This window comes from Lyngbya sp. PCC 8106, assembly GCF_000169095.1.
Lineage (GTDB): Bacteria > Cyanobacteriota > Cyanobacteriia > Cyanobacteriales > Microcoleaceae > Capilliphycus.
The window spans coordinates 18,517-33,476 of the sequence record NZ_AAVU01000001.1; the positions used below are offsets into that span (position 1 = coordinate 18,517).

The 14,960-nt window shown below is 41.8% G+C and carries 9 protein-coding genes; 6 read left to right on the forward strand and 3 right to left on the reverse strand.

Going from position 1 to position 14,960, the window contains the following annotated elements:
• Positions 1-129 precede the first annotated feature (129 nt).
• Positions 130-2,079, forward strand: coding sequence for an excinuclease ABC subunit UvrC (gene uvrC, locus L8106_RS00090; protein ID WP_009782097.1), 1,950 nt, complete (start codon positions 130-132; stop codon positions 2,077-2,079).
• Positions 2,080-2,180: 101 nt separating this feature from the next.
• A complete protein-coding gene (locus L8106_RS00095) occupies positions 2,181-7,025 on the forward strand; it encodes a PAS domain S-box protein (RefSeq protein ID WP_009782098.1) in 4,845 nt (1,614 codons plus the stop codon).
• Here the strand turns inward: L8106_RS00095 and L8106_RS00100 are convergent.
• A complete protein-coding gene (locus tag L8106_RS00100; protein ID WP_009782099.1) occupies positions 7,022-8,014 on the reverse strand; it encodes a nucleoside hydrolase in 993 nt (330 codons plus the stop codon). The two genes, L8106_RS00095 and L8106_RS00100, sit on opposite strands and share 4 nt — an antisense overlap.
• A 36-nt stretch (positions 8,015-8,050) precedes the next feature.
• Positions 8,051-8,596, reverse strand: a complete 546-nt coding sequence (locus L8106_RS00105) for a nucleoside 2-deoxyribosyltransferase (RefSeq protein WP_009782100.1) — start codon at positions 8,594-8,596, stop codon at positions 8,051-8,053.
• A 95-nt stretch (positions 8,597-8,691) separates the two neighbouring features.
• On the opposite strand from L8106_RS00105, the gene rbsK reads away from it, so the two are divergent.
• The 3 genes from rbsK (at position 8,692) to L8106_RS00120 (ending at position 11,209) form a co-directional block, all read left to right on the forward strand.
• Positions 8,692-9,609, forward strand: a complete 918-nt coding sequence (rbsK, locus tag L8106_RS00110) for a ribokinase (protein WP_009782101.1) — start codon at positions 8,692-8,694, stop codon at positions 9,607-9,609.
• A 107-nt stretch (positions 9,610-9,716) separates the two neighbouring features.
• Positions 9,717-10,256 (forward strand): DUF2267 domain-containing protein, encoded by a 540-nt coding sequence (locus tag L8106_RS00115; protein ID WP_009782102.1) that lies wholly within the window; start codon positions 9,717-9,719, stop codon positions 10,254-10,256.
• A gap of 257 nt (positions 10,257-10,513) precedes the next feature.
• Complete coding sequence (locus tag L8106_RS00120; protein ID WP_009782103.1) at positions 10,514-11,209, forward strand: GUN4 domain-containing protein; 696 nt, start codon at positions 10,514-10,516, stop codon at positions 11,207-11,209.
• Here L8106_RS00120 and L8106_RS00125 read toward each other — a convergent pair.
• Positions 11,206-13,224, reverse strand: a complete 2,019-nt coding sequence (locus L8106_RS00125; protein ID WP_009782104.1) for a heavy metal translocating P-type ATPase — start codon at positions 13,222-13,224, stop codon at positions 11,206-11,208. The two genes, L8106_RS00120 and L8106_RS00125, sit on opposite strands and share 4 nt — an antisense overlap.
• 145 nt (positions 13,225-13,369) lie before the next feature.
• On the opposite strand from L8106_RS00125, the gene L8106_RS00130 reads away from it, so the two are divergent.
• On the forward strand, positions 13,370-14,896 hold the full coding sequence (locus L8106_RS00130) for a hypothetical protein (RefSeq protein WP_039895161.1): 1,527 nt from the start codon (positions 13,370-13,372) through the stop codon (positions 14,894-14,896).
• Positions 14,897-14,960 lie beyond the last annotated feature (64 nt).

Here is a 14,960-nt window from a genome sequence, read left to right on the forward strand (position 1 = left end):
AACGAAACGGCCCTGCTTTAAACGGGTGATGGGTTTTGTCGGTGTGGGTTTATAGGGTTGGTCTGTGGGAAGACATCAATGAGTTAGGGCGCAAGCCTTGCACTCCTACAAAGAATAATATAGAAAAGAATGACTTCAACTCAAATCTCAACTCTAATTAAAGATCCTGAACGCTTGGAAACTCGGTTAACAGAAATTCCTTCTGTTCCGGGAGTATATTTGATGCGGGATCATTCAGACAATATCCTTTATATTGGCAAGTCGAAAAAATTGCGATCGCGAGTTCGTTCCTATTTTCGCGACTATAACCGCCACAGTCCTCGCATTGCCATGATGATCCAACAAGTGGCAGAGATTGAATTTATTGTTACCGATACTGAAGCGGAAGCCTTAGCTTTAGAAGCCAATTTAATTAAACAGCATCAGCCTTATTTTAATGTGCTGCTAAAAGATGACAAAAAATATCCCTATCTTTGTATTACCTGGTCGGAAGAATATCCGCGAATTTTTATAACTCGCAAACGCCGCTTAGGAAAATCTAAAGATCGCTATTATGGTCCGTATGTGGATACTCGACTGTTGCGGAGTACCCTGCATTTAGTTAAACAGATTTTTCCCTTGCGTCAACGTCCAAAACCTCTCTTTAAAGATCGTCCGTGTTTGAATTATGATATCGGTCGCTGTCCGGGGGTTTGTCAGCAGTTTATTTCTCCGGAAGACTATCATCAAACGATGCAAAAAGTAGCGATGATTTTCCAGGGACGGACGGGAGAACTTCTTAACTCTCTTACCCAACAGATGGCAACCGCAGCCGAGAATTTAAACTTTGAAATCGCGGCAAAAATTCGGGATCAAATCCAAGGTGTACAGTCTTTAAATGATGATCAAAAAGTTTCTCTCCCAGATGATAGAGTGTCTAGAGATGCGATTGCTTTAGCGGCTAATGACAAACAAGCTTGTATTCAACTGTTTCAAATTCGGGCGGGTAAACTGGTGGGAAGATTAGGGTTTCAGGCGGAAGTTGAACAGTTTCAGCTTGAAGGTTTAGAAAATGATCTGAATGCTACTTTAGAAACAGAATCGGAGTTTGGGGCAATTTTACAACGGGTTTTAGAAGACCATTATCAAACGGTTGATGCGGTGGAAATTCCTGGTGAAATCTTAGTTCAATACGAGTTACCCGAAGAATCAATTCTTGCTAACTGGTTGAGTGAATATAAAGGTCGTAAAGTTACAATAATCAACCCGCAACGCCAAACCAAAGCCGAATTAATCGAACTGGTTGAACGGAATGCAGGTTATGAATTAGAACGAGTTCAAAAATTTAGCGATCGCAATAATCAAGCCTTACAAGACTTAGCAGAAATTCTTGATCTTCCCGATATCCCTCATCGGATAGAAGGATATGATATTTCCCACATTCAAGGTTCAGATGCAGTGGCCTCAAAAGTGATGTTTATTGATGGTTTACCTGCGAACCAACAATACCGCCACTATAAGATTAGAAACCCTGAAGTTCATGCTGGACGTTCTGATGATTTTGCCAGTTTAGCCGAAGTTATTGGACGACGGTTTCGAGATTATCCCACATTAACACCGGAAAAAATAGCGGCTGATAAACCTGATCTAATTATGATTGATGGTGGGAAAGGTCAACTTTCAGCCGTGGTTAAAGTGTTATCCGAATTAAATTTGTTAGAAGATCTGCGGGTGGTAAGTTTAGCCAAGCAACGAGAAGAAATTTTTCTCCCCGGTGAGTCTTTTCCTCTAGAAACCGACTCCGAACAACCGGGAGTACAACTGTTACGACGCCTACGAGATGAAGCCCATCGGTTTGCAGTCAGTTTCCATCGTCAGAAACGTTCTCAACGTCTAAAACGATCCCGTTTAGATGAAATTCCGGGTTTAGGATATCGCCGCCAAAAACAACTCCTTGCTCATTTTCGGTCTATCGATTATCTTCGGATAGCAACCCCCGAACAAATCACTGAAGTTCCCGGAATTGGATTCAAATTAGCTCAACACATCTATAATTATTTTCATCCAACATCTGACGAAAAAGATGCAACAATAGATTAGGGACGGGAAATGCTAAAAGACTGTTAGGTTGGGTTGAGGGAAACTATGATGATTAGTATAGATAGACCTAAACTCTATATATAACCCTCGACTGACTTATTATGCCTGCCAGCAGTTTATCCCGATTTGATTCTTGTCTGAATGCGGCGATTAACTCCAACCCATTAACGGTTTCTCCGCAGACCCCTCTGTACCAAGTGATTGCTTTGATGTCTCAGGTGAGACAGTCCTGTTCATTACCCGTACCTCGTCGAATTTCGACTGATCATTTGATTCAAGATGGACGAGCAAGTTGTGTTTTGGTCATGGAGAACTCTCGTCTGCTGGGGATAGTGACCCAACGAGATATTGTCCGCTTGATGGCAGCAGGAATCGTTGATGATTCAGTCAGCGTTTCTTCTGTGATGACAACGCCCCCGATCACCCTAAAGCGATCGCAATTTCACAATCTATTTACAGCAATTAATTTTTTGCGTCAGCATCAGATTCGCCATCTTCCCATCTTATCGGATCATCAACAGGTTGAGGGGTTAGTCACCTTAGAAAGCCTTCGCAGTTGCTTAATCCCTTTAGACTTACTTCAGTTGAGACGAGTCGAAGAGGTGATGAGTCCAGGAGTGATTTATGCTTCCCCAAGTGTGACTGTCAAACAAGTCGCCCAACAACTCGCCCAATATCGAATTAGTTGTATTGTGATTGCTGACAAAATCGCGAACAATCAACTTCAGCCTTTAGGTATCGTTACCGAAGGGGATATGGTACAATTTAAAGCCTTGGGGCTAGATGACCACATCCGAGTTGATCAGATCATGGATCAGCCTTTGAAGTTGCTCCATCCCGATGATAATCTTTGGGAAGCCCATCAACAAATGCAGCAACAGCAAGTCCATCACTTAGTGGTCGGGACAGAAACCGGGGTAATCAGTGGAATTGTCACTCAGACAAGCATTTTACACGCGCTTGATCCGATGGAGATGTATACTGTCATTCAAATGCTGCAACAGCAGGTGAGGCAGTTACAAAGTCAACGAGTTGAACATCTGACTCACCCACCTCGACAGCAGGTTACGGTTAATTTGATGCCAGAACAAGACCTCGATGCTGCAATTGTCGAAACGATTAGTAGTTTGGTGGTTGTCCTCGATAGGCAAGGGCGAATTGTGCGGTTTAATCAAGCGTGCGAAGTGCTAACCGGATATTCGTTTGCGGAAGTGCGAGATCAAGTGTTTTGGGAAATCTTTCTGTCCCCTCAACAACAGCAGCAATTCAAAACCTACTTTCAAACTTTACAAACTTCTAGCTTCCCATCTCAACAGGAACTTTTTTGGCAGACTAAAGGCTTACAGGCGCGCATGATCTCCCACTCTAATCGTACCCTATTCGACGAAGCAGGTCAAGTGAAATCTGTAATTTTAACCGGAGAAGATATTACCCATTGTCGTCAAATCGAAAACGCCCTCAAAAAAGAGGAAGACAACTATCGTCACCTCACCGAAGAACTCGAACAGAAGGTGCATCAACGAACTGAAAAATTAACCCAAGAAATTGCCAAATATCGAAGCCAAGAAATTGAGATAAAGTGGAAAAAAGAAAGATTAAAGTCTCTATTATCTTTAAGTCCAGCAATTATTTATAGCTGTAATTATAAGACTCGTGAAATCACCTTTGTTAGTAAAAATGTACAGACGATTTTAGGTTATAAATCCGAGAATTTTCTCAGCAATCATAATTTTTGGTGGAATCATATTCATGCCGACGACAAAACATTGATCACAGTAGAACGGGATCAAATCTTAGAAAAGGGTTACTCTCGCTCTGAATATCGCTTCCGTCATCAAGACGGTGATTATCGCTGGATACGAGATGAAGTCAAACTGATTCGAGATGAAGCGGGAAACCCCATAGAATTGATTGGATATTGGATAGAAATTAGCGAATGCAAACACATAGAAACCACCCTAACCGAAAGAGAAGCCATTCTCAGTAATTTATGTGAAAACACCACCTTAATGATGGGTGTGATTGAATTAGTCGATGATGAGATATATCATCTTTGGGATAATCAATCAACGAGGAAGTTATTTGGCTGTAATGAGCAGCAAATAAAAAACCAAAGCTGTCGTCAGTTAGGAATAGGTGAAAACCTGATTCAACTTTGGCTCAAACATTGCGACGAAACTCATAAAACTCAGAAACCTGCTCAGTTTGAATATACCCACAAAACCCCGACTGAAGACCATTGGTTCTCGGCAACTATCTGTCCGGTTCCCGGCAACTTTACCCATCCTCGATGTTGCTATGTTGTGGAGGATATCACCGAACGCAAACACACAGAAGAAGCCCTGCGCCACACCACCCAAAACCTATTAGAATCTCAACAAATTGCTCATATCGGGAATTGGAACTTTGATGTGATCAGCGGACAAATTACCTGGTCTGAGGAGATGTTTCACATTTTCGGTTTAGAAGTCTCCTTGGGTGAACCCAGCTTTGAGGAACTGTTAGAAATGATTCACCCCGAAGATCAAGAACATCACCAACAGGTTTTAGACCGCACCCTGACGATGGGAGAATACTTTGATATTGAATATCGCCTCATCCGTCCCAATGGAGAATTACGTTATCTCAATACCCAAGGGGAAGTCCGAAAAGACGAACAAGGTCAAGTTATCCGCCTATTTGGGGTGGCAATAGACGTAACCGAGCAAAAACTCGCCGAAGAAGCATTGTGCGCCTCAGAATCCCGTTATCGCGCTCTCGTTGAACAAATGCCTGCTGCCGTTTACACAATCACGGTGGGGGAAGCCAGTATGCCCCTTTATATTAGTCCCCGGATTGAACAAATGTTAGGATATACTGCCGATGAATGGATGAGTAATCCACAACTCTGGTCGCAACGTTTGCATCCCGAAGATCGAGAGCAAATGAGCAAGCGGTTGTCTAAGCTTCCCACTCATGATCATCCATTTGGCTATGAATATCGCCTGTTAACCCGCAATCAGGATATCTTATGGATACAGGATTCAGCAGTGGTGATTCGAGACGAAGACGGGACCCCAATTTTGTTACAAGGGGTGATGCTCGATATTACCGAACGTAAACAAGCTGAAGTTGCACTCCGACAGAGTGAAGAACGGTTTAGTACATTAATTCGGAATCTGAGTGTTGGGGTGACGCTGCATGGTTCTCAAGGGGAAATTTTGTTATGTAATCCCAAAGCATCCCAATTGTTGGGTTTAAGTGAAGTCGAACTTTTAGGTTTAACCTCTCTGTCTTCTGAGTGGGAAATTATTCGTGAAGATGGTTCTCCTTTTCCCTATCAAGATCATCCAGTTCCCCAAGCAATTGTCTCTCGTCAAGCGGTGAAAAATGTGTTGATGGGGATTTATCGCCCTTCGCGGAAAACGGGAGAGGAAAGAGAGTTAATCTGGATTATGGTCAGCGCCGAACCCCAACTGACAGAAAACCGAAAAGTTCAACACGTCATCTGTACTTTTAGTGATATTACTATCCTCAAACAAGTTCAGGAAAATTTACGCACCAGTGAACAACTTTATCGCACTATTGCCCATAATTTTCCCAATGGAACGATCTTTTTGTTTGATCGAGATTTACGGTATTTAGTCGCGGATGGTCAAGGACTTGCTCATCTCCAACTGCGTCGAGAAGCCTTAGAAGGTCATCGGTTGTCGGAGGTATTATCGGCGGAAATCTATACTTCAACTGAACCGTTGTATCAAACAGCGTTAGCCGGAAATGAACAAGTCGAAGAAGTTCAATACCAAGATCAGACCTATTTAGTTAGGGCGGTACCGATTAGAAATGAAGAAGATGAGGTGATTTTAGGGATGATTGTTTCTCAGAATATCACCGAACAGAAACAAGCAGAACTTTCTTTACAACGGGCTAATTTTCACCTGGCTGAAGTCAACCAACAGTTAGAACAATCAGTCAAAGAGTTGGAACAGCGTCACCACGAATCGGCGATTATTAATGAAATGATTGAGTTTTTGCAAGCTTGTCATCGAGTTGAAGAAGCTTATGGGCCGATTTCTGAGTTTCTCAAACTACTTTTTCCCAATTGCGCGGGAACGGTATTATTGAGTAATCAAAAAGTCAATCAAGTCGAGTCAATCGCCACATTTGGAGAGTTAGCCGCTTGTGAATTGAATCTCACTTTTGATGATTGTTGGGCGTTGCGACGGGGACAAATTCATCTCGCCGAAAGGAATCAACCGGGTTTGTTTTGTACTCATGTCGATTGTCATCCTTTTCCGACGTCTTCTCTGTGTATTCCCACGATTGTTCAAGGACAAGCGTTTGGATTATTTTACCTGCGGATTCAACAACCGGAGGGTTTGAGTAAAGGTCAACAACAATTAGCCCAGACGGTAGCGGAACAAATTTCTTTGGGGTTATCTAACTTACAACTGCGGGAGGAGTTACGCAATCAAAGTATTCGTGACGCCCTGACGGGACTGTTTAACCGTCGCTATTTGAAAGAGTTTTTAGTCCGAGAATTTAAGCGTTCCCAACGTTCGGGTCAACCGTTAGGGGTGATTATGGTTGATATTGACCATTTTAAGCAATTTAATGATAACTTCGGCCATGAGGCGGGAGATGTGGTGTTGCAGAAGGTCGCCCAGTTTCTACAGCATCAAGTCCGGTTGTCAGATCTCGCCTGTCGCTACGGGGGGGAGGAGATGACTTTAATTTTACCAGAAATGTCCCTAGAAAATGTCAAAGTCAGGGCAGAAGAATTGTGTCAAGGAATTCGACAGCTTCAACTCTCTTATCAAGGTAAAGATTTAGGACAAATCACAGCTTCGTTTGGTGTGGCTTGTTTTCCTCAACAGGGGTCTACCCCAGAAGAAGTGATGAAAAAAGCGGATGACGCCTTGTATCAAGCTAAACATCAAGGTCGAAATCAGGTGGTTTGTGCTTAAGGGTCTGATTTGACCAAACTTTTTAAATCTTCTACGAAAGCGGCAAATAAATCCGCCGAATTAACCTGTTGAGCAACCCAAGCATTTGCTGCTATTTTAGCATGATGGCGACGATCAAAGAGTGTTTTTCCTGGAGTGAGTTTGCCGACAACTTCGACTTCAACTCGGGCGCGACGAAATTGTAAGGTTTCGGGATAAAATAAATAAGCTAAGGTAACCGCATCATGGACTAAAAATCCTTCTATTCCTTGGGTTTCTCGGTGTGAAAGAGAGGTTTGAGTCATCGCTTTGGCTAAGGCGACTATAAACTGGGTTAGATCACTTTCTGGGTTGACTTCAGAAATCTTTTGTACCATTTCGGGGCGAAAAATTAGCGATCGCGTCACATCAAGCGGTAAAATAACGAGATGATTGCTATTGTTAAATACAATTTCTGCGGCTTCGGGACTGTAAGCAATATTAAACTCGGCTTCTGGGGTAACATTTCCGGCGACGTTAAAGGCACCGCCCATAATGATAATTTCTTTGGCTTGTTTTAAAATACCGGGGGATTTTGTTTCGGCGGCGGCTAAATTGGTTAACGGGGCGAGGGCAATGAGGGTAATTTCTCCGGGGAATGCTGTTAATTTTTCGATTAAAATATCATCAGAATACCGGGCGTTTTCATAGGACTGTTGCGGGGAAGGTAAAGTCTGGGCTAAATTTCCTAAACCATCATTTCCGTGAATATGGGCGGCATCATCAATTTCTTTTTGGGTTTTAATTACGCCTCGTCCAACTTCGATGTCCGAAAAATTGTTGAGTTGGAGGAGTTTACAAGCGTTGGTAAAGGTGAGTTTGGCATTCACATTTCCCTCAACCGAAGTCACGGCTAAAAGTTCAGCTAATCCTTTTTTAACTAAGCTAATTAACCAGAAAAAAGCAAAGGCATCATCACCACCTGGATCGGTATCGAGTATGATTTTGGGTCGGGATAAAGGTTGATTCATTTTGATTTTAAGTTGAATTAATTTAGGGTAAAAGGGTTATTTATTCAGGAGTTTTTGGGCGGCAATGTTAACGATTTTTTCAAATACTCGTAATTCTGGATAATACTGCTGGGGTTCCACAGTTTCATAGACAACACTTCCCCCACTACTAATTATTGCCCCTTCTAACATCAAATTATCCATCATCTCAAACTGTTCAATAAACATTCCCTGATCATCAAGAGTTTCTGAGGTTTTATTCTTGACTCGTTCACTGTAGAGTTTACCATCATTACTATACCCAAAGATAGGCTTTTCTAGGGCAGTCATATATCCGATTTCAAAAGCGGTTCCAGCATCTAAACTCGGACTCCGAAAGGGGGTCATATTGGCAATAATTAAATCACAACGATTCATAAGCTTAATATTACAATGATAAATTTTCATCGCGGCTTCCCGAGGTTTTAAATTGGTTAAATCTAAACTATCATCAAACGGAAATAGGCCCTCAAACCCATACATTTTACAAATTTCTTTCTTGGCTTTTGCCATTTTCAAGGGTTCGGGTAAAAAGACATCGGGGCCTGCCAAATAAACTTGCACAACGAAATTCCTGATTGAGTTAGATGATTTGAGATTAAAGTTATGATATCATCTTCACCAACATTTTGAGAAACAAAAGTTAAATCCAATCTCTGATGAGTTTAATTATTTTTGGAAGTATTAACATGGACTTAGTGGTTCAAACTCCCCGTTTACCGAGTCCTGGAGAAACCTTACAAGGGGATCATTTTTTTACCGCCCCCGGAGGAAAAGGGGCTAACCAAGCCGTCGCAGCCGCCCGTTTAGGGGCGTTAACTTACTTGGTGGGGCGAGTCGGGGAAGATAGTTTTGGTCAGGAACTTTTAGCCCATCTCAACGAAACCGGAGTACAAACGGAATGGGTAAAAGTTGACTCCCAAACAAGTTCTGGTGTAGCGATGATTGCAGTGGATCAAAATAGCGAAAATACAATTATGATTATTCCGGGGGCGAATGGTCGAGTTGAAGCTTCAGATGTTGACCGACTGAAGAATTTATTCTCTCATTCTAGTGCATTATTGTTACAGTTAGAAGTGCCTTTACCTGCAATTATTGAAGCGGCTAAAGCGGCTAAACAAGCCGGAGTAAAAGTGATTCTAGATCCTGCACCTGCCCCGGAAAGTTTACCCGATGAACTTTACCCTCTGATTGATATTATAACACCCAATGAAACTGAAGCCAAGCAGTTAACTGGATTTGATTTATCTGAGGAAAATAACTGGATAAAATCTACCGAATTTTTTATTAATCGAGGCGTGAAAACAGTCGTGTTAAAATTGGGGGCGAGAGGCGTTTTTTGTCTGAATAAAGGCGGACATTTTCGCGTGGAAGCTTTCCCGGTGCAAGCCATTGATACTGTGGCGGCGGGAGATGCGTTTAATGGGGCGATGGCGGCAGCATTTGAAGCGGGTTTATCCTTAAGAGAAGCGGTGATTTGGGGAACAGCAGCAGGGGCGTTAGCAACGACAAAACCAGGGGCGCAACCTTCACTTCCGGACAGAGAAACCTTTGAGGCTTTTTTGCATTCTCACTAAATTTCTATCCTTTGATAGTTAAAATATCTAACTTCAGGATGAGGATGAATTGCAAAACATTCTACTAAGCTGAAGCAATGAAAATGATCATAAAAAAGGAATTAATAATGCCAGATGAAATAAAAAATAAAAACTTACCTGAAGTTGATCCGACGGAAGTTGAAGATAGAAGAACTGTTATTGCTGATGAGCATCGTTCCTTTCTAGAAAAGGTGATGAAAAAAAGCGGGATGGCAGATCTCTATGATGCGAGAGATTTTACTGAAGTTGTCTTTCGGGTGATGCGGGATTTAATGACTACAGAAGCCGCCGATCGCGTAGAATCTGAACTACATCAAGAAGCGGTACCGACGAAAGAAAAAGCACTCCAGATGGAAGTTGCTGAACTGTGGAAAGATACAAATCCTATTGTAGGCTTTTTAAGCCGGGTTCGTCCACCCTGGCAAGGGCCTGGTATTTTTAAAATTGATGCAGATCGCTTCTTATTTCGAGTCGCAAATGAAGGCGGACTTCCGAAAAATGTTGATCGCGAACAGGCGGTAACAGCGGTATTTTCAGCGACAAAAGAAGAACTTTCAGAAGAACGTATAGAAGAAATTGACAGTTGGCTTCCGGGAAAAGTCAAAGAACTTTGGCAACAGGCTTAAGCGATCTGTCGTTTTTGAAAACAGATAATGGTTGGCTAAAAAAGGTTGTTCTTGTTCGGGGTGATCAAATTTAAACGGAAGCTTATTTTTAGTCTATTTATCTGCTTCCTGTTGGTTAATTCACTGAGTTTTTCTTAACTTATTGATCAGTTTAAGGGAATAGGAAAGTAACCAAGAGTTTGTCTGAAAATTCTCAAATTCATATTTCCTGTTCCCCCAAAAAGTCTCAGATTTGTGAAGAATAATGAGAAACTCAATTGTTCACCTTAGAATTGAATCAAACTCGTAAAATGCTGATTAAGCTAGACAAAAAAACTCAATTTAATTTCTGGATTTTGATTGCGTTAATCCTCGGATTTTCAGGATTATTATTAGGGATAAGCTTGAAAACTTTACCGGCTGAAAACGCGAGTTTGGTCAGGAGTGAAGCGAGAAAACAGATTAAAAATCAACTTTATCAAGAATTAGAATATTGGCTAAAAAGAAAAGAATGGAAGCTTGCCGATCTAATTACGGGAAAAATTTTACTCAATATTCTCGACCGTACCAAGAAAGGTTGGTTTGATATTGAAGCGCAGCAACAAATTCCTTGTCAAGATATCAATAAAATCGACAAACTTTGGCTCAAATATAGTGAAAATCGGTTTGGATTTAGCGTTCAAAAGCAAGTATTTTTGAAACATAATAAGAATTTGCAAGGGTATAATGAACCGATTAAATTTGAAAACTGGACGGACGGACATGAACAATTTGCAAGGGATGTCGGATGGCTAAAAGAGGGAAGATGGCTAAAATATTCGGAATTAGTTTGGAACAACATTGAAAACGCTCCCAAAGGACATCTTCCCATCGGAGTTCGAGTTTGCACCTTTGGAGGAAACCCCCAATTATGTTGGGGAATTAGAACGGGATTGAGATTTTCCCTTCTGTCGCAACAATGTATAATCAACTAAGCTTTTAATAACCTTAAACCGCTTAACGTGACTAAAACTGTCGATCCTTCATGTCCAATTACCCCCAAAGGAAGGTTAATTTGTCCGGCAAAATTAGCGACTAAAAGCAACCCAATAAAAGATAAAGCAAACACAATATTTTGGCGGACAATTCGATTAGAACGACGACCTAAATTAACGGCTTCCGGTAATTTTTCTAAACGATCCGCCATTAACACAATATCCGCCGTTTCTAAGGCTACATCCGTTCCGCCTCCTCCCATGGCAATACCGACTGTTGCGAGGGCTAAAGCAGGCGCGTCGTTAATTCCATCTCCAATCATGGCAACGGTGTTATATTGTTGTTTTAATTGGCGAATTACGGTTAATTTATCTTCGGGTAATAGATTGGCATAAACCCCTGTAATTCCCAAAGATTGAGCGACAGTATCGGCAGTGCGTTGGTTGTCGCCTGTTAACATAACAATCTGTTTAATTCCCATTTTATTTAACCGTTCAATCACGCTTTTTGCTTCAGTTCTAACGGTATCTGAAACTGCTATTAATCCTAATATTTCCTGAGATTTCGCCACCCAAATAACCGTTTTTCCTTCATTTTCTAGGCGGGTGGTTTCGGCTTGTAATTGTTGATTGTCTTGGGACAGTTCGGCGGAAACAAAACTCGATTTTCCGACAATTATCGCTTGATTTTCTACAAATCCAACAATTCCTAAACCTGCTTGGGCTTGTACATTTTTGGCGGTTAAAAGTTGTAGATTTTGGGCAGAATTTTCACCCGTTATGGCTTCTCCGATGGGATGTTCAGAAACTGCTTCTAAAGCCGCAGCCAGTTGTAAGACTGTTTCGGGAGAATTACCTTCTGTGGGAATGATTTCAACCACTTGTAATTTTCCCGTTGTTAAGGTTCCGGTTTTATCAAAAGCAATTGCTTTTATTGTGCCAATTTTTTCGAGTTGCGCCCCATTTTTAAACAGAATACCCTGACGCGCCCCGTTAGCAATTCCTGAGAGTAAAGCAGGCATAATTGCCGCCATTAATGCACAGGGAGAAGCCACCACTAAAAAAATTAAAGCCCGATAAATAGTTGTTTCCCAATTCCAACCGAATAAAAGAGGCGGAAGAATTGCCAATAAAATTCCCCCAATAACAATCACTTTGGCATAATTACGTTCAAATTTTTCGATAAATTGTTGAGAGGGCGGGGCTTCGGTTTGGGCTTGTTCAACTAAACGAATTACCCGTTGAATCAGACTACTTTCTGGGGGTTGATGCACTCGTAAACGTAACGCCCCCTGACCATTTAACGTTCCAGCAAAGACTTCATCCCCGATGGTTTTTTCAACGGGAATAGATTCTCCGGTAATCGAAGCTTGATTAAGATGACTCTGACCTTCTATAATTAAAGCATCTGTGGGAATAAGTTCACCGGGTTTGACAACCACAATATCGTCAATTTGGAGTTGATGAATCGGAACTTCAACTTCTTCAAAATTTTCAGAGGAGTCGTTAAAAACCCCGGTTTCTTGGGGAGAATTAGGGGTATAAATATGGAAGTGACTGTCAGAAACTGGGTTTTTTTGAATCTTACGAAGGGTTCTGGCTGTATCCGGTGCAACTGTCATTAAACGGCGAATATTGCGTTCAGTGCGTTGCATGGCGAAACTTTCTAACGCCCCACTAATCGCAAAAATTAGGATTAAAATTGCCCCATCAATTATTAAAGTATAATCTCGTTGCCATAACCCTAAACTTGCCGCTCCTAATGCCGCCACCATCATCAACAAATCAACATCAAGCTGATGTTCTTCAAACAGAGTGGTTAATCCTTCTTTGGTACTTTCATAGCCTCCAATCACATAAGCACCCGGAAGTAAGAATAAGGCAATACCCACCCAACCTAAGTTCAAAAATAACCAACCCAAAAATACTAAAATAGCACAACTAGCAGCCGCGAAAGCTTCGGGATATTTGTGGAAAAGTTGACGAAAATTTGGAGTAGAAAAAATACGGGTCATGGCTTGTGTAGATTCTGATCACTTTCTAAGTTTAAGACGATTCCACTCAAAAAAATCGGAAATCATCCTAAAAACTCACCCCACAACCTTAGCAAAAACATGATAATCTGTGAAAGAAAGACATCAGCGCTGACTGAGAAATTCCATGATGCAATTCCAGACTAAAACTCAATCTTGGCTGAAAAACAGTCAACCTGTGGATCGAGTCGCCACCGCTCTAATGATAGTATTAACAGTGCTGATTGGAATAATGTTGATCAGTGGCGATCGCACGACACCCAGAGTCCGAGAATTTAGCTGGAATAATAAAAATATTGGTGCTTTTGATACCGGATTTATTCTCACCTTCAATCGTCCCATGAATCGGGAAAGTGTCGAGCGTAATTTGCGAATTGATCCCCCCCTTCCCGGTAAAATTAGTTGGGCAGGACGACGGATGGCTTATACTTTAGTGGAACCTGCGCCTTATGGAACGCCTTTTAGCGTGCAGTTGCAGGATGCTCGCGATCAATTGTATGCCGGAAATGAAGGACAGGTGATTGAACCGTTTACGGGCTATTTTCGCACCCGAGATCGTGCTTTTAGCTATATTGGAGTCACAGGAGACAATGAAGGGCGGTTGATGTTGGTGAACCTGTCTCAAGAAAGCCCTCAACCGATTGCATTAACGCCACCTGAGTTGGTGGTTTTGGAGTTTGAACCCTATCCCGATGGCGATCAAATTTTATTTTCAGCGATTTCTCGCGCGGATCAAGTCAGAGGAAAATTTGAGTCACAACTCTACACAGTGACAACGGGTGTTAATCCCAATTCTCCTCAACAACAAAAAGCCAAACGCCCCAAACGCCCCGGAGAAGTCAAGTTAATTCTTGACAGTCAAGATTATCGTAATCTCAAATTTGACTTGTCTCCCAATGGGGAAATGATTGTCGTTCAGCGCGTTAAAAAAGATAATCCGGCGGACTTTGGCCCTTGGATCATTGAGTCAGAACGTGCGCCCAAATCCCTGAAAACTGAAGGCGGTGACTTTTTGATTGGGCCAGATAGTAAATCACTACTGATTGCTCAAGGGCCTGATTTAACCACTATTTTACCACTTGAACCGGGATCGGAACCGTTAGAATTTTTACCGCGATATGGTCAAGTTCTCGGTTTTGCGAATGATGGTTCAGCAGCAGTGATGGTGAAATTCAACCTCGATGGTACGCGATCGCTATTTTTAGTGAATAATCAAGGAAAAGAACGAGAACTCTATCGCACGCCCCCTTTTGGTAATATTTTGAATGCTCAGTTTGATCCGAGTAATCAGTTGTTATTTTGTCTGTTAACTGAATTGATTGATGAACAGCAAGAATATCAGGAACAGCCTTATATTGCAGTCATTGATATCAAAACTGGTGAGTTAGCGCCATTAGTGATTTTACCCAATCAACAAGAGATTAATATGAGTTTGTCACCGGATGGTTTAGCACTGCTGTTTGATCAAACGGTGATTAAAAATCAGCAAAATTCAGCACAATCTGAGATTTCACCTCGCAGTGAAGGCGGTGATGCAATTATTACCAGTCGCTTGTGGATACTGCCGTTAGAGATATTATCTGATCCAACCCAAGCCGAAATCAAACCCGAAGAATTGCCGTTTTTTGGGTTTAATCCTCGTTGGTTGCCGTGATGTAACTTGAAATATTGTTGATCTAAATCACCGCAAGATTTAAACAAAAAACTTCAAATCGTCC